At 65.0% G+C, this 19149-nt stretch carries 15 protein-coding genes and 1 pseudogene; 11 read left to right on the top strand and 5 right to left on the bottom strand.

Features of this window, described 5'->3' with window-relative positions:
* Nucleotides 1-73: 73 nt before the first annotated feature.
* The 4 genes and pseudogenes from OVA12_RS08130 to OVA12_RS08115 form a co-directional block, all read right to left on the bottom strand.
* A complete protein-coding gene (locus OVA12_RS08130; protein ID WP_268136138.1) occupies nucleotides 74-928 on the bottom strand; it encodes an ABC transporter permease in 855 nt (284 codons plus the stop codon).
* A 10-nt stretch (nucleotides 929-938) separates the two neighbouring features.
* Nucleotides 939-2196 (bottom strand): annotated as a pseudogene (locus OVA12_RS08125) (ABC transporter permease).
* 63 nt (nucleotides 2197-2259) lie between these two features.
* On the bottom strand, nucleotides 2260-3360 hold the full coding sequence (locus OVA12_RS08120) for an extracellular solute-binding protein (RefSeq protein WP_268136136.1): 1101 nt from the start codon (nucleotides 3358-3360) through the stop codon (nucleotides 2260-2262).
* A gap of 81 nt (nucleotides 3361-3441) precedes the next feature.
* The gene (locus OVA12_RS08115) at nucleotides 3442-4536 is read right to left on the bottom strand and encodes an ABC transporter ATP-binding protein (RefSeq protein ID WP_268136134.1); all 1095 of its coding nucleotides are present in this window, start codon (nucleotides 4534-4536) and stop codon (nucleotides 3442-3444) included.
* A 583-nt stretch (nucleotides 4537-5119) separates the two neighbouring features.
* On the opposite strand from OVA12_RS08115, the gene OVA12_RS08110 reads away from it, so the two are divergent.
* Nucleotides 5120-6019 (top strand): ROK family protein, encoded by a 900-nt coding sequence (locus tag OVA12_RS08110; RefSeq protein ID WP_268137053.1) that lies wholly within the window; start codon nucleotides 5120-5122, stop codon nucleotides 6017-6019.
* A gap of 138 nt (nucleotides 6020-6157) precedes the next feature.
* On the opposite strand, the gene OVA12_RS08105 is transcribed toward OVA12_RS08110, so the two are convergent.
* The gene (locus OVA12_RS08105) at nucleotides 6158-6865 is read right to left on the bottom strand and encodes a metal-dependent hydrolase (protein ID WP_268136132.1); all 708 of its coding nucleotides are present in this window, start codon (nucleotides 6863-6865) and stop codon (nucleotides 6158-6160) included.
* 134 nt (nucleotides 6866-6999) lie between these two features.
* Here OVA12_RS08105 and ruvX point away from each other — a divergent pair, with 134 nt between their 5' ends.
* The 10 genes from ruvX to OVA12_RS08055 all read left to right on the top strand — a co-directional run bounded on the left by ruvX (nucleotide 7000) and on the right by OVA12_RS08055 (nucleotide 19146).
* Nucleotides 7000-7533: a Holliday junction resolvase RuvX gene (gene ruvX, locus OVA12_RS08100; RefSeq protein ID WP_268136130.1), complete on the top strand. Its 534-nt coding sequence runs from the start codon at nucleotides 7000-7002 to the stop codon at nucleotides 7531-7533.
* Nucleotides 7534-7545: 12 nt separating this feature from the next.
* Complete coding sequence (locus OVA12_RS08095; protein ID WP_268136128.1) at nucleotides 7546-8472, top strand: AEC family transporter; 927 nt, start codon at nucleotides 7546-7548, stop codon at nucleotides 8470-8472.
* Nucleotides 8473-8543: 71 nt separating this feature from the next.
* Nucleotides 8544-9503 carry an aspartate carbamoyltransferase catalytic subunit gene (locus OVA12_RS08090; RefSeq protein ID WP_268136126.1) on the top strand — a complete coding sequence of 320 codons (960 nt, stop codon included), beginning with the start codon at nucleotides 8544-8546 and terminating at the stop codon, nucleotides 9501-9503.
* 11 nt (nucleotides 9504-9514) lie between these two features.
* Nucleotides 9515-10816: a dihydroorotase gene (locus OVA12_RS08085; protein ID WP_268136124.1), complete on the top strand. Its 1302-nt coding sequence runs from the start codon at nucleotides 9515-9517 to the stop codon at nucleotides 10814-10816.
* 23 nt (nucleotides 10817-10839) lie between these two features.
* The gene (gene plsY, locus OVA12_RS08080; protein WP_268136122.1) at nucleotides 10840-11490 is read left to right on the top strand and encodes a glycerol-3-phosphate 1-O-acyltransferase PlsY; all 651 of its coding nucleotides are present in this window, start codon (nucleotides 10840-10842) and stop codon (nucleotides 11488-11490) included.
* Nucleotides 11487-12623, top strand: coding sequence for a DNA-processing protein DprA (gene dprA / locus OVA12_RS08075; protein WP_268136120.1), 1137 nt, complete (start codon nucleotides 11487-11489; stop codon nucleotides 12621-12623). The genes plsY and dprA overlap by 4 nt, the downstream gene beginning before the upstream one ends.
* 232 nt (nucleotides 12624-12855) lie before the next feature.
* Nucleotides 12856-15618 (top strand): type I DNA topoisomerase, encoded by a 2763-nt coding sequence (gene topA / locus OVA12_RS08070; protein WP_268136118.1) that lies wholly within the window; start codon nucleotides 12856-12858, stop codon nucleotides 15616-15618.
* Nucleotides 15615-17927 (top strand): ribonuclease R, encoded by a 2313-nt coding sequence (gene rnr, locus OVA12_RS08065; RefSeq protein WP_268136116.1) that lies wholly within the window; start codon nucleotides 15615-15617, stop codon nucleotides 17925-17927. The genes topA and rnr overlap by 4 nt, the downstream gene beginning before the upstream one ends.
* A complete protein-coding gene (locus OVA12_RS08060; RefSeq protein ID WP_268136114.1) occupies nucleotides 17924-18406 on the top strand; it encodes a DUF983 domain-containing protein in 483 nt (160 codons plus the stop codon). The genes rnr and OVA12_RS08060 overlap by 4 nt, the downstream gene beginning before the upstream one ends.
* Nucleotides 18403-19146 (top strand): NUDIX hydrolase, encoded by a 744-nt coding sequence (locus OVA12_RS08055; protein WP_268136112.1) that lies wholly within the window; start codon nucleotides 18403-18405, stop codon nucleotides 19144-19146. Before OVA12_RS08060 ends, OVA12_RS08055 begins: the two co-directional genes overlap by 4 nt.
* The last annotated feature ends 3 nt before the right edge of the window (nucleotides 19147-19149 follow it).

The raw sequence follows: 19149 nt of genomic DNA, 5'->3' as shown, positions 1-19149 counted from the left end.
GGGAACATGTCCGTTTCGCTATGTCAGTCCACCGGCCCGCTGCACTGACTGCTGCGAGCCGGACAAGTTCGTCTCAGGCCGGCGTTACGCCGCGCAGGCGTTCCGAACGCCGGCGCAACAGCTCCAGCACGGTCAAGAGCACCACAGAGAGTACCACCATGATCGAGGCGACCGCCAGGATCGTCGGGGATATCTGCTCGCGCAGGCCGATGAACATCTGCCAGGGCAGCGTCTTCTGGCTGGCAGAGCCCAGGAACAGGACCACAACCACCTCGTCGAAGGAGGTGATGAAGGCAAACAGCGCGCCGGAGACGACCCCCGGCAGGATCAGCGGCATCTGCACCTTGAAGAAGGTGGTGATCGGCCCAGCGCCCATGCTGGCCGCCGCCCGCACCAGACTGTTGTCGAAGCCGACCAGCGTTGCCGTCACGGTGATGATGACGAAAGGCGTGCCGAGCACCGCATGGGCCATGACGACACCCCAGTAGGTGCCCTGCAGGCCGATGCGGGAGTAGAAGAAATACATGCCCGCTGCCGCGATGATCAGCGGCACGATCATCGGCGAGATCAGGATGGCCATGATCACCGAACGGAACGGCACATGCGGCTGCGACAGGCCGATGGCCGCAAGCGTGCCAAGAACCGTGGCCAGCAGGGTCGCCGTCGGCGCGATCATGAAGGAGTTCTGCAGCGCCTTCTGCCAGTCCGGATTGGTGAAGAAGTCCACATAATGCTTGGTCGAATAGCCGGCCGAATCCAGCGCCAGCATTTCAGGCGTGAAGGTGAAGAAGTCCTGGGCGTTGAAGGACAACGGGATGATCACCAGGATCGGGAACACCAGGAAAAAGAAGATGAGCCCGCAGATAACCCGGAACGTGTAGTGCCAGGTGCGTTGCAGCGGCGAGGCGTAGGAGGGCAAGGAAGACATCGGCGCGCTCCTATCCAAGCTTGACGTTATCGATGCCGACGACCTTGTCGTAGACATAGAAGAGGATGAGCACGGCCACCAGCAGCAGCGCGCCCAGCGCCGCCGCCAGACCCCAGTTGAGCGAACTGGAGATGTGATAGGCGATGCGGTTGGAAATGAAGATGCCGGACGTGCCGCCGACCAGCTCCGGCGTGATGTAGTAGCCGATGGCCAGGATGAAGACGAGCACCGCCCCTGCCCCGATGCCAGGCACGGACTGGGGGAAATAGACGCGCCAGAAGGCCGTCCAGTCATTGGCGCCGAGCGAGCGCGCGGCCCGCATGTAGGAGGGCGAGATCGTCTTCATCACCGAATAGAGCGGCAGGATCATGAAGGGCAGCAGGATATGCGTCATGGCGATGATCGTGCCGGTGGCATTGTTCATCATCACGAGGCGCGTGTCGTCACCAAGCAGTCCGATCCAGACCAGCAGGTCATTGATGACGCCCTGTTGCTGCAAAAGGACCTTCCAGGCCGAGGTGCGCACCAGGAGGCTGGTCCAGAACGGCAGCAGCACCAGGATCATCAGCATGTTCGACGTGCGCATCGGAAGCTGCGCCAAGAGGAAGGCAACCGGATAGCCGATCAGCGCGCAAAGCAGCGTGATCGCCAGGCTCATCATCAGCGTGCGGCCGAACAGCATCAGATAGACGCGCTCGCCCTCGGGGAGCATTTCAACGCCATCGATTGACTGGCGCGCATCGACGGCGGACAGGAAATAGCCCTTTGTCGTTGTGCCGGAATAGAGTTTCAGGGTTTGCCAGATGACAGGATCGCCCCAGGCGCTGTCAGCCGCGATCAGCTGTCCCTTCACGTCCGGACTCTCGATCTTCTCGACGGCACGGCCGGACTTGCGCATCAGGCTGGAAAAGCCGGATTGCTCATAATTGAGGCGCGTGCCAAGCCGGGTATGGGTCTTGTTGGCAACCGCCTCGCGCAGGTCCTTCAACGATTGCCGCATAGGCCGCCTCGCCCGGCAGTTCTTCCGCCTTCGGGTCCCAGTCGGACAGCGCCAAGACCGTGCGTGGCAGCGTCTGCGGCACGATCGAATTGTCCACCGAGCGCAGCAGCATGTCGACGATCGGCGCAGCGAACGTCAGGAGCACAAACGCCAGCAGCGGCAGGATCAGGATGAAGGCACGCAGTTTTTCCCGTCTGAGGGCGCGTGAAAGGCTCGCCTTGAGCGGCCGACCATCCTGGGTCAGCACGGGCGCATCAAGCTGGGTCATGTTTGTTCCGGCGCGAAGGAAACGGGGACCGGGCGCAGACACGCCCGGTCCGTCTCTCATGGCTTACTTTGCAAGCCAGACCTGGAAGGCCTCTTCGACCTCATCCTGGTTGTCAGCCCACCACTCGATGTTGTTGACCAGATAGTTCTTCTGGTTGGCCGGGTTGGTCGGCATGTGCGGCGCCATCTCGATGCCGAGGTCCGCGTGCTTGCCGACGAGCGGCTGCGACGAGGCGCGGGCCGGGCCATAGGAAATGTACTTGGCCTGGTCAGCGAGGCGCTGGGTGTCGGTGGCGAACTTGATGTATTCCTTGATCAAGGGCAGCTTGTCTTCCTTTACGGCTGCCGGAATGATCCAGCCGTCGAAGTCGAACACCTGCCAGTCCCACAGCATGGCGACCGGCTGCTTCTGCTCCTCGATCACCGAGAACAGGCGGCCGTTGTAGGTCGAGCCGATGACGGCTTCACCGTCAGCCAGACGCTGCGGGGTTTCCGCGCCGGCGGTCCACCAGATCACGTCCTTCTTGATGGTGTCGAGCTTGGCCAGCGCCTTCTGGATGCCTTCCGGCTTCGACATCACCGTGTAGAGGTCATCCTTGGCAACGCCGTCGCACAGGAGCGCCCATTCGATGTTCTTCTTCGGGCGCTTTTCCAGGCTGCGCTTGCCGGGGAACTTCTTGGTGTCGAAGATGTCGCAGAGGCTGGTCGGGACCGCGCCGTTCCAGTCCTTCACGTCGGTGCGGTAGCCGAAGGTGGTGGAGAAGACGATCTGCGGGATGAAGCACTTGTTGATCAGCGAGGGACCAAAGTCCTTGGTCGCCGTTGCCCCGTCCGGCGCGGCCGCCAGCCATTCATCGAAGTCGATTTCCATGGCCAGGCCTTCGTCGCACAGACGCTGGCTGTCCGGACCTTCCACGTCGACCACATCCCAGGTGACGTTGCCGGCCTCGTTCATGGCGCGCAGCTTGGCGACGGCCTCGTTGGAGGACTCGTCATTGATGATGTTGACGCCCGACTTCATCGCCATGAAGGGCTTGTGGTAGGCGTTGTTCTGCGAGGCCGAGTAGGCGCCGCCCCAGGACACGATGGTCAGGTCAGCGGCCTGTACCGAGATGGACGTCAGCGACAGCGCTGCCGTGGCCAGGAGTGTGGTTGCCAGTTTCATATCTGCTCCCCTTTCGAGCGTTGGACCGGGACCGGTCAAGTCGTCGTGCCGGAGATCTTCTGCCCCCGGTCACGCATTCCATTACGCAACGGCATCCAGTGCCTTGCAATCCCTCATTTCCCAACCGATCGGCACCATCGAGCCGGTCTCCAGCCGCCTGCGGTCGGAGCGGTTGCGAACCTTGACGATGAACTCGCTGTTGCCACAGACGGTCATGCGCACACGGATGTGGTCGCCGAGATAGATCAGCTCCTCGATGCGTCCCTGCAGCATGTTGTCCATCTGCCGCTCGGGCGCGAGTTCCACGCGCTCGGGCCGGAGCGACAGGGTGGTCGCATCCCCGGCGCCGGACACATTGACCTTGTCCGCCTTCAGCCGCGTGCCATCGGCAACAAGCACCTCGCAGGCCCCGTTCTCGACCGAGACGACCTTGCCGTTCAGCTTGTTGTTCTCGCCGATGAACTGGGCGACGAAGGAATTCTGCGGCTCCTCATAAAGGAGGTCCGGCGTCGACAGCTGCTGGATGATGCCGTCGTTAAACACGGCCACCCGGTCAGACATGGTCAGCGCTTCGGTCTGGTCATGGGTGACATAGACCACCGTGACGCCGAGATTTTCGTGGATGTGCTTGATCTCGTACTGCATCTGCTCGCGCAGCTGCTTGTCGAGTGCGCCGAGCGGTTCGTCCATCAGCACCAGCTCCGGATCGAACACCAGGGCACGGGCCACCGCCACGCGCTGCTGCTGACCACCGGACAGCTGCGCCGGGCGACGATTGCCGAGCTTGCCCAGCTCGACCATTTCCAGCGCCCGCTTCACCTTCACCGCCTGATCAGCCTTGCTCATGCCACGCACCTGCAGCGGAAAGGCGAGGTTTTCGGCCACGGTCATGTGCGGAAACAGGGCGTAGTTCTGGAACACCATGCCGATGCCGCGCTTGTGCGGCGGCACCTTGTTGATCGGCCGGCCGTTGAGAAAGATCTCGCCGTGGGTGGCCGGCTCGAACCCGGCCAGCATCATCAGGCAGGTGGTCTTGCCCGATCCCGACGGCCCCAGCATGGTGAGGAATTCACCGGGCGGGATGTCGAGATTGAGGTTTTTTACGACCAGCGATTCTCCGTCATAGCTTTTCTGGACATTCTCGTAGCGGACCGACGCGCCCCGGTTATTTGCCATCTGTTCCCCGACATGCAGTTCGTCCGGCTTTTATTGTGGTGACCTCGGGGGTCTATTACCGGAACGCACATTTCCCTCTGGCCCCCGCACGCAGGCATCGCACGGAGGCTCTTCCCCCTAAGGAAAGCAAAATTTTCGGGAATGAAAAAGCAGAAAATGCGGATTGAATGGATATTTTTTAGTCCATTTCGCACGTATTTTTTGCAGGAATGCCTAGACTTGGGAAAATATTTTCAAATCAAGACGCAACGGCAGTTTCCGGCCATCGCAGCGGACCTGGCGTCCGCACCCGCTTTCTTGCGGCTATGTCACAGGGTCGAAGACCTCAAGGGCGACCATCCCGGGCGCCAGCCTGACGCAAAGTCTCGCATCCGCCGCCAAGACCCGCGTGAGCAGTCGCGACACCTGAGCCCGAAAATGCGACATCGACGGCGAACGATGAAAAAACATGCATCAGGCGCACTGCGCAGCGCGATCGACCCGACAAGGACCCGCAGCCGCGCCTTGCCCGCCGACGCGCCCTGCGGCACAACCGCGACGGGGACCTCGTCAAATGGCCCGAGTGGAGGACTGTGACATGACCATGCGCCTGGGCGTCGACTGGGGCGGAACCAAGCTGGAGATCATCGCGCTGGACGAGGCCGGCCGTGAACTCTACCGCGAGCGGGTGGCGACACCGCGCGGCGACTATCACGGCTGCATCGAAGCCGTAGCCGGACTGGTTGCGCGGGCGGAGGCGGCAACGGGACAGACGGGAACGGTCGGCTTCGGCATCCCCGGTTCGATCTCGCCGGGGACCGGCCTCGTCAAGAACGCCAATTCCACCTGGCTGAACGGCAAGCCGCTGGACAAGGATCTGGAGGCCCGCCTCGCCCGGCCTGTGCGGGTGGAGAACGATGCCAATTGCCTGGCCGTGTCGGAGGCAACCGACGGCGCCGGAGCCGGCGCGCATGTGGTCCATGCCGTCATCATCGGCACGGGAAGCGGCTCGGGCATCGCCATCGACGGCAAGGCGCATCGCGGCGCCAACGGCATCGGCGGGGAATGGGGCAACATCCCGGTGCCGTGGATGACGGCGGAGGAATTCCCCGGCCCCGACTGCTGGACCGGCCACCGCGGCACGCTCGACCGCTGGATTTCCGGCAAGGGGCTGGAATGGGATTTTGCCCGCGCCAGTGGCCGTGACCTGGACGGACGCGGCATCATCGCCGCCATGCGCGCCGGCGACACCGAGGCCGAGGCTGCCTACCGGCGCTACGTTGCCCGCCTTGCCCGGGCCATGGCCATGGTCGCCAACATTCTTGACCCGGACGTGTTCGTGCTGGGCGGTGGCATGTCCAATGTAGACGAACTCTACCGCGACCTGCCGGACGCAATGCGGCCCTTCATCTTCTCCGACACCTATTCGGTGCCGATCGCCAAAGCCGCACACGGCGATTCGTCCGGCGTACGCGGGGCCGCGTGGCTGTGGAACGGGATGTGAGGGAGATCAAGGCGATAGAGGGTGGGATGTAGAGCCAGCATGCCTCCCACGGAGGTCACCCCGGCTCTCGCGATGCTCGGCCGGGGTGACCTCCGCAGGAGAGTTTGCTTCAGCTATAGAGAGTGCTTCCCTCCCCCGTCACACCACCACAGCCGTGCCCGGCACCGGCACCTGGACCGTTCCGGCCTTCGCGCCCATGGCCGAGACGAACGCGTCGGCGGTGGCGTCGATGATCGGGAACGAACCGTAGTGGCAGGGGATGATGGTGTCGAAATCGAAGAATCGGGTGCAGGCCAGGGCGGCGGCGCGGGCCCCCATGGTGAAGCGATCCCCGATGGGAACGAGACCGATCTTCGGCTGGTAGAGCTCGTGGATCAGGGCCATGTCACCGAAGATGTCGGTGTCGCCCATGTGCAGCAGCACCTTTTCCCCCGGCGCAGCCAGCACGATGCCATGCGGATTGCCCATGTAGGTGAGCCCCTCCCCGGCATGGCTGGTGGCGGAGGAATGCACCGCAGGGGTCAGGGCCACCTTGAAGGGACCGGTGTCGACCATGCCGCCCGCGTTCATCGGGTTGATGTTGGCAACGCCCTTGCTCATGAGCCACATGCAGATTTCATAGTTTGCCGTCACTTGCGCTCCGCTGGCGGTCGCAATCGCGATCGTGTCGCCGATGTGATCGTCGTGGCCATGGGTGAGGAGAATATGCGTAACGCCCTCGCTTGCCGCCTCGACGCTCGAGCCCGCCGGAAAGGCCGGGTTGCCGGTGAAGAACGGATCGATCAGGACGACGGCGTCCTTCAGGTCGATACGGAAGGCGGAATGGCCAAACCAGGTCAGTTTCATCGCATCAAGCTCCCTGTCGCGGGCCGGCCGGCCCGGTTTTCCGGGGGGGGAGTATAGAAGGCCGGACGCAGGCAACAAGCCATCAGGCCACAAGCTGTCTGGCGTGGCTGTCACGCCCCTGATACACGGGAAGCATGGCATCTGATCCGACCCTATCGCTTGAGGACTTTGTCGCCGTTGTCGCCCCCGGCAGCCGGCTCATCGGGCTCGACCTCGGCACCAAGACCATCGGTCTGGCGCTGTCCGACCTTGGCCGTGGCATTGCAACGCCGCTGGAGACGATCCGGCGGGAGAAGTTCACCCTCGACGCGGCGAAGCTTCTGGATATCTGCCAGACCCACAAGATCGGCGGCATGGTCATCGGCCTGCCGCTGAACATGGATGGCACCGAGGGCCCGCGCGTGCAGTCGACCCGGTCCTTTACCCGGAATCTGGCCGAGAAGACCGACCTGCCGATGACCCTGTGGGATGAGCGCCTGTCAACGGCGGCCGTGACGCGAACGCTGATCGAGGCCGATCGCAGCCGGGCGCGGCGGGCCGAGCTCGTCGACAAGATGGCGGCGGCCTATATCCTGCAGGGCTTTCTCGACCGGCTCGGCTATCTCCAGCTGAGCAGCACGGGCTCCGGACCCCGCTTTCCCATCTACGACGACGGCACAGAAGACTGAGCGCAGACCACCATGCAGATGATCCTCGACGCGCTTCTGCCGGTGATCCTGATCACGGCGCTGGGGCTGGGCCTTGCCCGCATCAACCTTGTCACGGGTGAGCAATGGCGCGGGATCGAGCGCCTGGCCTATTTCATCCTGTTCCCGGCGATCATTGTCGAGACCGTTGCCCGGGCCGATTTCAGCGAGATCCCGGCGCTGGGGCTGGGCGCCGCGCTGATCGGCGCGATCCTGATCGTTACAGTTGCGCTTCTGGCGGTGCGGCCGTTGCTGGCTGCCCGGTTCAAGGTGTCAGGCCCGGCCTTTACCTCGATCTACCAGGGCGTCGCGCGCTGGAACTCCTTTATCGCGCTGGCGCTGATTGGGGAGATGATCGGCGCGACCGGACTGGCGTTGCTGGCGGTGGCGATGATCGCCATGATCCCGATGCTCAACGTGCTGTCGGTGCTGATCCTGTCGCGCTACGCCGGAGGCTCTGCCCCGACGCTGAAGCGGATCGGGCTCGATCTCGTCCGCAATCCGTTCATCGTCTCGACGACGGCGGGACTTGTGCTGAACATTCTGGGCAATCCCCTGCCCGCGCCGGTGATGGACAGCGTGCACCAGATTGGCCTCGCCTCGCTGCCCATCGGCATCCTCTGCGTCGGTGCGAGCCTCGACCTGTCGGCCCTGCGCCGGCCAGGGGCTGCGCTGCTGATCGGCACCTTTGCCCGGCTTCTCGTCATGCCGGCGCTGGTCGCCGGGCTGTGCCATCTCATCGGCGTTACCGGCGATGCCCTGCTGGCCGGGGTCATCGCGACGGCTGTGCCCTCTGCCAGCGCGTCCTATCTCCTGGCCGCGCAGATGGGCGGTGACCACCGGCTGATGGCGGAAATCCTCACCGTGCAGACCGTCGCTGCGATCCTGACGATCCCCTTCTGCCTCGCCGTGCTTGTCTGAGGGATCGCCCCCAGAAAAGCGGGGCTGCAAGCTTGCGGCAGTCCTCGACTCCGCCTATAGCCATTGCCTCGATGAGCGCAAATGATCCCCATCGAGCCGGCCTCTTTCCCCATCGACATCTGTTGGGCATCGAAGGCCTTCAACCCCACGAAATCCTGGGGCTCCTGGACCGTGCGGACCAGGCCGTCGAGGTCTCCCGCCAGGTCGAGAAGATCCGTCCCGTGCTGCGGGGCAGAACACAGATCAACCTGTTCTTCGAGGCCTCGACCCGGACCCAGTCGTCCTTCGAGATCGCCGGAAAGCGCCTTGGCGCTGACGTGATGAACATGCAGGTCGCCGCCTCTTCCGTGAAGAAGGGCGAGACCCTGATCGACACGGCGGCGACGCTGAACGCCATGCATCCCGACATCCTCGTCGTGCGTCACCATGCGGCCGGCTGCGCGGTGCATCTGCTCGCCCGCAAGGTCGACTGTTCGGTGATCAATGCGGGCGACGGCCAGCACGAGCACCCGACGCAGGCCCTTCTGGATGCCCTGACGATCCGCCGCCACAAGGGCAAGATCGCAAGGCTCACCATCGCCATCTGCGGCGATATCCTGCATTCCCGCGTGGCGCGCTCGAACATCATCCTGCTCAACGCGCTGGGTGCAAGGGTGCGCGTTGTCGCCCCCTCCACCCTGCTGCCGAGCGGCATCGACCGCATGGGCGTGGAAGTGTTCCGCGACATGAAGGAAGGCCTCAAGGGCGCGGACATCGTGATGATGCTGCGGCTGCAGCGCGAGCGCATGAACGGTGCCTTCATTCCTTCGGTGCGCGAGTACTACCGCTTCTACGGCCTTGATGCCGAGAAGCTGGCCTATGCCAAGGACGACGCGCTGGTGATGCATCCAGGTCCGATGAACCGGGGCGTCGAGATCGATCCGGCAGTGGCTGACGGTCCGCAGAGCCTGATCCGCGAACAGGTGGAAATGGGCGTGGCCGTGCGCATGGCCGTGCTCGAGGCCCTCGCCGCGCATCTGCCGAACCATTAGGATAAAGAGCCGTGGCCGCTGACACGCCGAAACCCCTGGTCCTGACCAACGCACGGGTGATCGACCCGGCCCGTGGCATCGATGCGCCGGGCGCGGTCATCATTGCCGATGGCACGATCCTCGCTGCCGGTCCCGAAGCACTGAACCAGGGCACGCCCTATGGCGCCGAGGTGCGCGACTGCGATGGCGCGGTCGTGGCTCCCGGCCTCATCGACATGTGCGTGTCCGTTGGCGAACCCGGCCACGAACACCGCGAGACCTTTGCCAGCGCCAGCCAGGCGGCGGCGGCCGGCGGCGTCACCACCATCGTCACCATGCCCGAGACCGATCCGGTGATCGACGATCCGGCGCTGGTGGACTTCATCCTGCGCCGCGCCCGCGACACGGCCATTGTCAATGTCCGGCCGATGGCAGCCTTGACCAAGGGGCTTGCCGGCCAGGACATGACCGAGATCGGCCTGCTCAAGGAAGCTGGCGCCGTGGCCTTCACCAACGGCCACAAGTCGGTGCGCAACGCCCAGATCATGCGCCGCATCCTGACTTATGCGAAGGATTTCGGGGCCCTCGTCGTGCACCACACAGAGGACCCGGATCTGGCGGGAGGCTCGATGAACGCGGGTCTCAACGCCTCGTGGAAGGGGCTGTCGGGTGTGCCGCGCGAGGCCGAGATCATCATGCTGGAGCGCGACCTGCGCCTCGTGGCCATGTCGAAGGGCCGCTACCACGCCAATCTCGTCTCAACATCGGACGGGGCCGGCGTCGTGCGCATCGGCAAGGACCGGGGGCTGGACGTCACCGCAGGTGTGTCGATCAACCATCTGACGCAAAACGAGAACGACATCGGGCCCTACCGGACCTTCTTCAAGATGTCGCCGCCGCTGCGTGACGAGAACGACCGCATGGCAATGGTCGCCGCCGTCGCCGACGGCACCATCGACGTCATCTGCTCCAACCACGATCCGCAGGACGTGGAGACGAAGCGCCACCCCTGGGCGGAAGCCGAGGACGGGGCCATCGGGCTGGAGACGCTGCTCGCCGCGGCCTTGCGTCTGTATCATGCCGGCGACATCGAGCTGCTGCCGCTGCTTCGGGCCATGACGCTGAACCCTGCCAACCGGCTCGGGCTTGAGGCCGGACGGCTGACGGCCGGAGCCCCGGCGGATGTGATCGTGTTCGACGTCGACCGTCCGTGGGTGCTGGAAAAGAAGGCGATCCGCTCGCGTTCGAAGAACTCGCCCTTCGAGGACGCCCGTTTCTCCGGCCGCGTCCTCACCACAATCGTTGCAGGCCGCAAGGTCTACGACTACGCTTGAGCCACTAACGGAGAGCCTCACCCGTGCCGGATCCGATCAGCTGGGCCTATGCCTGGCCCTACTACGCCGCTGCGCTTGGCCTTGGTTACCTGCTGGGGTCGATCCCCTTTGGTCTGATCATCACGCGCATGGCGGGTCTTGGCGATATCCGCAAGATCGGCTCGGGCAACATCGGCACGACCAATGTGCTGCGCACCGGCAAGAAGTCGCTGGCGGCGGCAACGCTGCTGGGTGATGCGCTGAAGGGCACGGTCGCGGTGCTGCTTGTCTCGCATTTCTACGGGCAGGAAATGGCCATGGTCGCCGGGTTCGGTGCGTTTCTGGGCCATCTGTTCCCGGTCTGGCTGAAGTTCAAGGGCGGCAAGGGTGTGGCCACCTATCTGGGCATCCTGCTCGGCCTGTCCTGGCCGGCTGGCGTCGCCTTCGCCCTGATCTGGATCGCGGTTGCCTATCTCAGCCGCTATTCCTCGCTCTCCGCCCTGACGGCAAGCCTGGCGAGCCCCGTGCTGCTGGTGCTTCTGGACCAGTGGCAGCTGGCCGAACTTTTCGGCGTGCTGACGCTGATGCTGTGGGCCAAGCACCATGAGAACATCGGCCGCCTGCTCAAGGGTCAGGAATCGAAGATCGGCTCCAAGAGCAAGCCGGCGGCAGAGGGAGCTGATCCCGCGTCATGACGCCAGAGCCCGGCCGCGCCCGTCACCTCAGTGATATTCAGCGTCTCGCCTGGCTCCGTCTCATCCGCAGTGAAAACGTCGGCCCGGCCACGTTCCGCAGCCTGATCAATCATTTCGGCTCGGCCGAAAAAGCCCTTGAAGGGCTGCCGGACCTCTCCCGCCGGGGCGGCAAGGCCGCGATCCGCATCTGCAGCCGCGAGGAGGCCGAGGCGGAACTTGAGGCCCATGCCCGTGCAGGGGCAAGGCTGGTGGCGCTTGGCGAGGCCGACTATCCGCCGCATCTGCGCCATATCGACGGCCCGCCTCCCCTCCTGTCCCTGCGCGGCTCCGGTGCCACGCTTGCCCAGCCCAAGGCACTGGCCATCGTCGGGGCGCGCAATGCCTCGCTGGCGGGGCGCAAGTTTGCCGCACAGCTTGCCCGGGACCTGTCGAACGAAGGCTATGTCATCGTCTCCGGCCTTGCCCGGGGCATCGATGCCGCCGCCCATGAGGCCTCGCTGCAGGGCGGGACGGTGGCCGTGTTCGCCGGCGGGGTGAACGTGCTCTATCCGCCGGAGAACGCTGACCTGCTGCAGCGCCTGCTGGCCGCTGGCGGGTCGGCAATCAGCGAGATGCCCTTCGGCTGGAGCCCGCGCGGGCGCGACTTTCCCCGGCGCAACCGGGTCATTTCCGGCCTGTCGATTGCCGTGATCGTGGTGGAGGCAGCCAAGGGCTCGGGCTCGCTGCACACCGCCCGCTTCGCGCTGGAGCAGAACCGCGACATCCTCGCCGTGCCTGGATCGCCGCTCGATCCGCGCTGCGAGGGCTGCAATCATCTGATCCGCCAGGGCGCGACGCTGATCACCTCGACCGCTGATGTGCTGGAGAGCCTGTCGGGGCGCATTGCGCCGGACTTTGTACCCGATCTCGATCTGGACGAGCCGGGACATGGCGACGGACCGGTTGCGGAGGGCGCGCGGCCGACCGACCGGGCCCGGCTGATGGAAGCGCTTGGGCCGACGCCGGTCGGGATCGACGAGCTGATCCGCGACACGGGCTTGCCGGCGCGGACCGTTCTGGTGCTGCTGCTCGAGCTGGAACTGGCCGGCCGGCTGGAGCGCTCGCCCGGGCAGCGGGTGTCACTTCTGATGTGAACAAGCGTCCAATCCGCAGGAACTTCCGATCTCGCAGGGCTTGCGCCAGCCGCGTTCTCCCGAAAGGATCGAAAAAGGAGGGAGGTCATACGACTTGACCGTCCGGACGCAACAGTCCATTTGACACTCGGCCTGCGATCCCGGATCGTGCCGCAAAATTTTGTTCGTGCCGCTGCGCAATGCCTTAAGGCCCGCAGCTCTGGCGCGACCGTGCTCGAACGTTTGGGTCGCAATGAATATCGTTATCGTGGAATCGCCGGCCAAGGCCAAGACGATCAACAAGTATCTGGGCTCCGACTATCACGTCCTCGCCTCCTACGGCCACGTGCGCGACCTGCCGGCCAAGGATGGCTCGGTGCTGCCCGACGAGGACTTCGCGATGACCTGGGAGGTCGACGCCAAGTCGCAGAAGCGCCTGAACGAGATCGCCGCCGCCGTCAAAGGCGCCGACAGACTGATTCTCGCAACTGACCCGGATCGCGAAGGCGAGGCGATTTCGTGGCACGTTCTGGAAGTGCTGCAGAAGAAGAAGGTCCTCAAGGACATGCCGGTCGAGCGCGTTGTGTTCAACGCGATCACCAAGCAGTCGATCCTGGAGGCGATGAAGAACCCGCGTCCGATCGACACGCCGCTGGTCGATGCCTATCTCGCCCGCCGTGCGCTCGACTATCTCGTCGGCTTCACCCTGTCGCCGGTGCTGTGGCGCAAGCTGCCCGGTGCCCGCTCGGCCGGCCGCGTGCAGTCGGTGGCGCTGCGCCTCATCTGCGACCGCGAGATGGAGATCGAGACCTTCGTCAAGGAAGAGTACTGGTCGATCCTTGCCAACCTGAAGACGCCAAAGGGCGAAGCGCTGCAGGCTTCGGTCGTGGGCTTTGACGGCAAGAAGCTGACCCGCCTTGACATCAAGACCGAAGACCAGGCGCTGACGATCAAGCGCATGCTGGAAAGCGCCAGCTACCGGGTGGAGAGCGTCGTCTCCAAGCCGGCCAAGCGCAACCCGCAGCCGCCCTTCACCACCTCGACGCTGCAGCAGGAAGCCTCGCGCAAGCTCGGCTTTGCCGCCGCCCGCACCATGCAGGTGGCGCAGAAGCTCTATGAAGGCATCACCCTTGGCGGCGAGACCACAGGTCTCATCACCTATATGCGAACCGACGGCGTGCAGATCGCCGGCGAGGCGATTTCCGCCGCCCGCAAGGTGATCGCCAGCGACTTCGGCGACAATTATGTGCCCGAGAAGCCGCGCTTCTATTCCTCCAAGGCCAAGAACGCCCAGGAAGCGCACGAAGCCGTGCGCCCGACCGACCTGTTCCGCCGCCCGCGCGACGTGGCCCGGTTCCTCGATCCCGACCAGGCCCGGCTCTATGAGCTGATCTGGAAGCGCACCATGGCGAGCCAGATGGAATCAGCCGTGCTGGAGCGCACGACCATCGACATCGCGGCTTCCGGTGCGGGCAAGTCCGCCGCGCTGCGCGCCACCGGCTCGGTTGTCCGGTTCGACGGCTTCCTCGCTCTCTATCAGGAAGGCCGCGACGACGATGACGACGAGGCGGCAAACCGCCTGCCCGCCGTCGAGGATGGCGCACCGCTGAGCCTTGGGGCCGTTGAAGGCAAGCCGAGCCCGATCGAGGCGGAGCAGCATTTCACCATGCCGCCGCCGCGCTACACCGAAGCCAGCCTCGTCAAGAAGATGGAAGAGCTGGGCATCGGCCGCCCCTCCACTTACGCCTCGACGCTGCAGACCCTGCGCGACCGCGAGTATGTGGAACTCGACAAGAAGCAGCTGGTGCCGCAGGACAAGGGCCGCATCGTCACGGCGTTCCTGGAAAGCTTCTTCTCGCGCTATGTGGAGTTCGACTTCACCGCGAGCCTTGAAGAGCAGCTTGACCGCATCTCGGCCGGTGAACTGTCCTGGCGCGATGTTCTGGCCGCGTTCTGGCGTGATTTCTCCGCCGCCGTGGGTGAGACCAAGGATCTGCGCGTGTCGCAGGTCATCGACGCCCTGAACGAGCTGCTGGCCTCGCATATCTTCCCGGTCCGGGAAGACGGCAAGGATCCGCGCGCCTGCCCGACCTGTTCGACCGGCCAGCTGTCGCTGAAGGTCAGCCGCTTCGGTGCCTTCATCGGCTGCTCGAACTATCCCGAATGCAGCTACACGCGCCAGCTCGCCCGGGGCCAGGACGGCGAGGACGGGGAAGCGGCATCCGATGGCCCGAAGGTGCTCGGCACCGATCCGGACAGCGGACTGGACGTTTCCCTGCGCTCCGGCCGGTTCGGCCCCTATGTGCAGCTGGGCGAGGAAGTGAAGGGCGAGACCAAGCCGAAACGCTCCTCCCTGCCCAAGGGCTGGTCAGCCTCGGACCTGACGCTGGACAAGGCCTTGCAGCTGTTGAAGCTGCCGCGCGAGATCGGCCTGCATCCGGAAGACGGCAAGATGATCTCGGCCGGCATTGGCCGCTTCGGTCCCTTCATTGTCCATGAAGGAACCTATGCCAACCTTGCCTCGGCTGATGAGGTGTTCTCGGTCGGGATCAACCGCGCGGTCGATCTTCTGGCGGAAAAACGCTCCAAGGGCGCACGCGGGCGCTCCGCGCCGGCCGCGCTGAAGGAACTGGGTGATCATCCCGATGGCGGGCCGATTACGATCCGCGACGGCCGCTACGGTGCCTATGTCAACTGGGGCAAGGTGAATGCCACCCTGCCGAAGGGTAGCGACCCGATGGCCGTGACCGTGGAACAGGCGCTGGAGCTGATCAAGGCCAAGGGCGGCGCGACTGCAAAGAAGGCGCCGGCAAAGAAGGCCGCAGCCAAGAAGACCGCAGCTCCGAAGGCGGCAGCCACCAAGAAGGCGACGAAGGCGAAGGCCGACGCCGCAGACGGCGAAGCGGCGGAAGCAGCGCCGAAGAAGGCGGCCGCCAAGAAGACGACGACCGCAAAGAAGACGGCGACCACGCCGAAAGCCAAAGCAGGTGCCGCTGGCACCAAGAAGGACACTTGAGCACAAAACGCCCCAAGCCGCGCAAGGTCGCGGCCAAGACGCAGAAGACCCCCGGCGCCTTTCCCTCGCGCGAGGATATCCTCGCCTTTGTCGCTGAGAACCCCGGCAAGGCCGGCAAGCGCGAGGTTGCCCGCCACTTTGGCATAGTCGGCGCCGGCCGCATCGAGCTGAAACGCCTCCTCAAGGGCCTGGCCGAGGAAGGCCTGGTCGAGCGGCGCGAGAAGAAGCTGATCCGCCCGGGCGACCTGCCGCCGATCCTGGTCGTCTATCTGAACGCCCGCGACCGCGACGGCGAACTGCTGGGTGAGCCGGTCAACTGGGACGAGGAGGCAGGTCCGCCGCCGCAGGTGCTGGTCGTCACCCGCAAGGACGCCCCGCGTGGCACCCAGCCGGGCATCGGCGACCGCGCGCTCGTGCGCCTCGCCGATCTCGATCCGGGTCCGGAGGCGCGCTATGCCGCCCGGGTGCTGAAGGTGCTGGAAAAGCAGCAAGGCGCGATCCTCGGAATCCTGCGCCAGCGTGCAGCCCATCAGCCGCCGTATCTTGAGCCCATCGACCGCAAGCAACGCGAACTCGACATCGATCCGTCGGATCTGAAGGACGCCGCCGAGGGCGATCTCGTCAGCGTCGAGATCACCCGCACGGGCCGTTATGGCTCGCCGCGCGCCAAGATCCTGCGCCGCTTCGGCTCGATGAACTCCGAAATGGCCGTGTCGGAAATCGCCCTGCACAGCCATAACATCCCGCATGTCTTCCCGGCGGTGGTCGAGGTGGAGGCCGAACGGGCCGAGCCGGTCACCCTTGGCAAGCGCGAAGACTGGCGCAAGATCCCGCTGATCACCATCGATCCGGCCGACGCCAAGGATCACGACGACGCGGTCTATGCCGAACCGGACCAGGACCCGGCCAACGAAGGCGGGCATGTGGTGTTCGTCGGCATTGCCGATGTTGCCCATTACGTCCGGCCGGGCACCGCGCTCGACCGCGAGGCGCATCTGCGCGGCAACTCGGTCTATTTCCCGGACCGGGTGATCCCGATGCTGCCGGAACGCATCTCCAACGAGCTGTGCTCGCTGAAGGAGAATGTCGACCGTCCGGCGCTCGGCCTGCGCATGGTGTTCGACAAGACCGGCCGCAAGATCGCGCATTCCTTCCATCGGGTGCTGATGCGCTCGGCCGCCAAGCTGTCCTACCAACAGGCGCAGGCGGCCATCGACGGACGGCCGGACGACAAGACCGGACCGCTGCTGGAGCCGATCCTGAAGCCGCTGTGGGCGGCCTATGCCTGCCTCTGCCTTGGCCGCGATGCCCGTGAGCCACTGGATCTCGACCTGCCGGAACGCAAGATCAAGCTGAAGCCGGATGGCACTGTCGATCACGTCTATGTTCCGGACCGCCTTGATGCGCACAAGCTCATCGAGGAATGCATGATCCAGGCGAACGTGGCTGCCGCCGAAACGCTGGAGAAGAAGAAGATCCCCCTGCTCTACCGCATCCATGATGCGTCGAGCCCGGAGAAGCTGCAGTCGCTGAAGGAGTTCCTCTCCACGCTCAGCATGAAGCTGCCGTCCGCGGGGGGCCTGAGACCGGCGACCTTCAATGGCATCCTCGCCCGGGTGAAGGACACGCCGCAGGCGCATCTGGTCAATGAGGTGATCCTGCGCTCGCAGGCGCAGGCCGAATACTCGCCGATGAACATCGGCCATTTCGGCCTGAACCTGCGCCGCTATGCGCATTTCACCTCGCCGATCCGCCGCTATGCCGACCTGATCGTGCATCGGGGCCTAATCCGGGCGCTGGGGCTGGGCAGCGACGGCCTGCCGGAGGAAATCGAGGGCCGCCTCGAGGCCATTGGCGCGGAAGTGTCTGCCGCCGAGCGCCGCGCGATGCTGGCCGAACGCGAGACGATCGACCGGCTGATCGCCCTGTGGATGAGCGAGCGCGTCGGCTCCCGCTTCCATGGCCGCATCTCCGGCGTGGTGAAGTCGGGGCTTTTCATACGCCTGGATGACACGGGGGCAGACGGGTTCATCCCCGCCTCGACCATCGGTCTCGACTATTACCGGTATGACGAAGGGTCGCACGCCCTGATCGGAGACAGGACGGGCGAACGGCACCAGCTTGGTGATAGGGTGGAAGTTGAATTGGTCGAAGCAGCCCCCTTCGCCGGTGCCTTGCGGTTCGCCTTGCTGAGCGAGGGACACAAGGACGGCAGGAGGCCCGGACGCGCACCGCGCGCCGCCATCGGCCGCAACCGCAAGAGCGTGCAGGCTGCCCGGCCGCCGCGCAAGAGGACCCCGAGATCATGAGCGTGAACTACATCCAGGCCGATGGCATTGCAGTGCCCGCCGACGCGCCGCGCGCCAAGCCGCAGCGCAACGTCGCCGAAGCCATGCTGCGCGGCATGATGTGCCGCTGCCCGGCCTGCGGCAAGGGCAAGCTGTTCAACGGCTTCCTGACGGTCAGCCCGGCCTGCAGCGCCTGTGGCACGGAACTGCACCACCACCGCGCCGATGACGCCCCGCCCTATTTCACCATCACCATCGTCGGCCACATCATCATCCCGGCCATGCTGGCCGTCGAGTTCATGTACCGTCCGGAAATCTGGATCCACATGAGCCTGTGGCTGACCCTGACGGTGATCCTGTCGCTCGGCTTCCTTCGCCCGGTCAAGGGCGCGCTCGTCGGGCTGCAATGGGCGCTGTACATGCACGGCTTCGACCCGGACGCGGACGACGACCTTCCGGTCCAGATGCCGGGTGCCGAGGCAGCCGCGAGCCCCAGATGACAGCACCCGGCGTCGACGACCTCCTGAAAGAGGCGAAGGCAAACAAGCTGCACCCGACAATCCGTCCCCGTGATGCGGCGACGCTGCTGATTCTGGATCGCAGCGGGGCGAAGGTGCGCGTGCTGATGGGCCGGCGCCACATGGGCCATGTGTTCATGCCCGGCATGTTCGTGTTTCCCGGCGGCCGCGTCGATCCGACCGATTCCCGTGTGCCTGTCGTTGCGGACTATCATCCGGAGGTCGCGGCAAAGCTGGCGGCCCGGCCCAAGGGCAAGCTGTCCCTGACCCGGCTGAAGGCCTTCACGGTCGCCGCCGTGCGCGAAACCTATGAGGAGGCGGGCATCTTCATCGGACGGCGCACCGGCCAGTCCTGGCGTGCTCCGGGCGATCTGATGGCCTTTGCCGAGCGTGGCATCGAGCTGGATCTGTCACCCTTCCGCATGATTGCGCGGGCCATCACCCCGCCCGGCCGCCCGCGTCGCTTCGACACCCGGTTTCTCGCCGTGTTTTCCGATGCCATCGCCGACCGGCTGCCCGAAGCGGCCGGCCCTTCCGGCGAACTGGAGGACGTGGCCTGGCTGACGCTCGAGGAAACGCGCGGGCTTGACCTGCCGGTGATCACACAGACCATTCTCGGTGATCTGGGGACCCGGCTTGCCGAGGACCCGGAGCTGTCTCCGGCGACACCGGTGCCTTTCTATTTCCAGCGTGGCCAGGGGTTCCAGCGCGATCTCCTTTAACCT

It is taken from the genome of Pannonibacter sp. SL95 (genome assembly GCF_026672425.1).
Lineage (GTDB): Bacteria > Pseudomonadota > Alphaproteobacteria > Rhizobiales > Stappiaceae > Pannonibacter.
This window is presented reverse-complemented; position numbering and strand designations above follow the sequence as displayed.

Bases quoted from the DNA above. Each gene is read 5' to 3' on its own strand.
- OVA12_RS08105 (WP_268136132.1), bottom strand. From the start codon at position 6,865: ATGAAACTGACCTGGTTTGGCCATTCCGCCTTCCGTATCGACCTGAAG.
- OVA12_RS08090 (WP_268136126.1), top strand. From the start codon at position 8,544: ATGAGCGCAAATGATCCCCATCGAGCCGGCCTCTTTCCCCATCGACAT.
- OVA12_RS08055 (WP_268136112.1), top strand. From the start codon at position 18,403: ATGACAGCACCCGGCGTCGACGACCTCCTGAAAGAGGCGAAGGCAAAC.
- OVA12_RS08115 (WP_268136134.1), bottom strand. From the start codon at position 4,536: ATGGCAAATAACCGGGGCGCGTCGGTCCGCTACGAGAATGTCCAGAAA.
- topA (WP_268136118.1), top strand. From the start codon at position 12,856: ATGAATATCGTTATCGTGGAATCGCCGGCCAAGGCCAAGACGATCAAC.
- OVA12_RS08060 (WP_268136114.1), top strand. From the start codon at position 17,924: ATGAGCGTGAACTACATCCAGGCCGATGGCATTGCAGTGCCCGCCGAC.
- OVA12_RS08130 (WP_268136138.1), bottom strand. From the start codon at position 928: ATGTCTTCCTTGCCCTCCTACGCCTCGCCGCTGCAACGCACCTGGCAC.
- OVA12_RS08120 (WP_268136136.1), bottom strand. From the start codon at position 3,360: ATGAAACTGGCAACCACACTCCTGGCCACGGCAGCGCTGTCGCTGACG.
- ruvX (WP_268136130.1), top strand. From the start codon at position 7,000: ATGGCATCTGATCCGACCCTATCGCTTGAGGACTTTGTCGCCGTTGTC.
- dprA (WP_268136120.1), top strand. From the start codon at position 11,487: ATGACGCCAGAGCCCGGCCGCGCCCGTCACCTCAGTGATATTCAGCGT.
- OVA12_RS08110 (WP_268137053.1), top strand. From the start codon at position 5,120: ATGCGCCTGGGCGTCGACTGGGGCGGAACCAAGCTGGAGATCATCGCG.
- OVA12_RS08095 (WP_268136128.1), top strand. From the start codon at position 7,546: ATGCAGATGATCCTCGACGCGCTTCTGCCGGTGATCCTGATCACGGCG.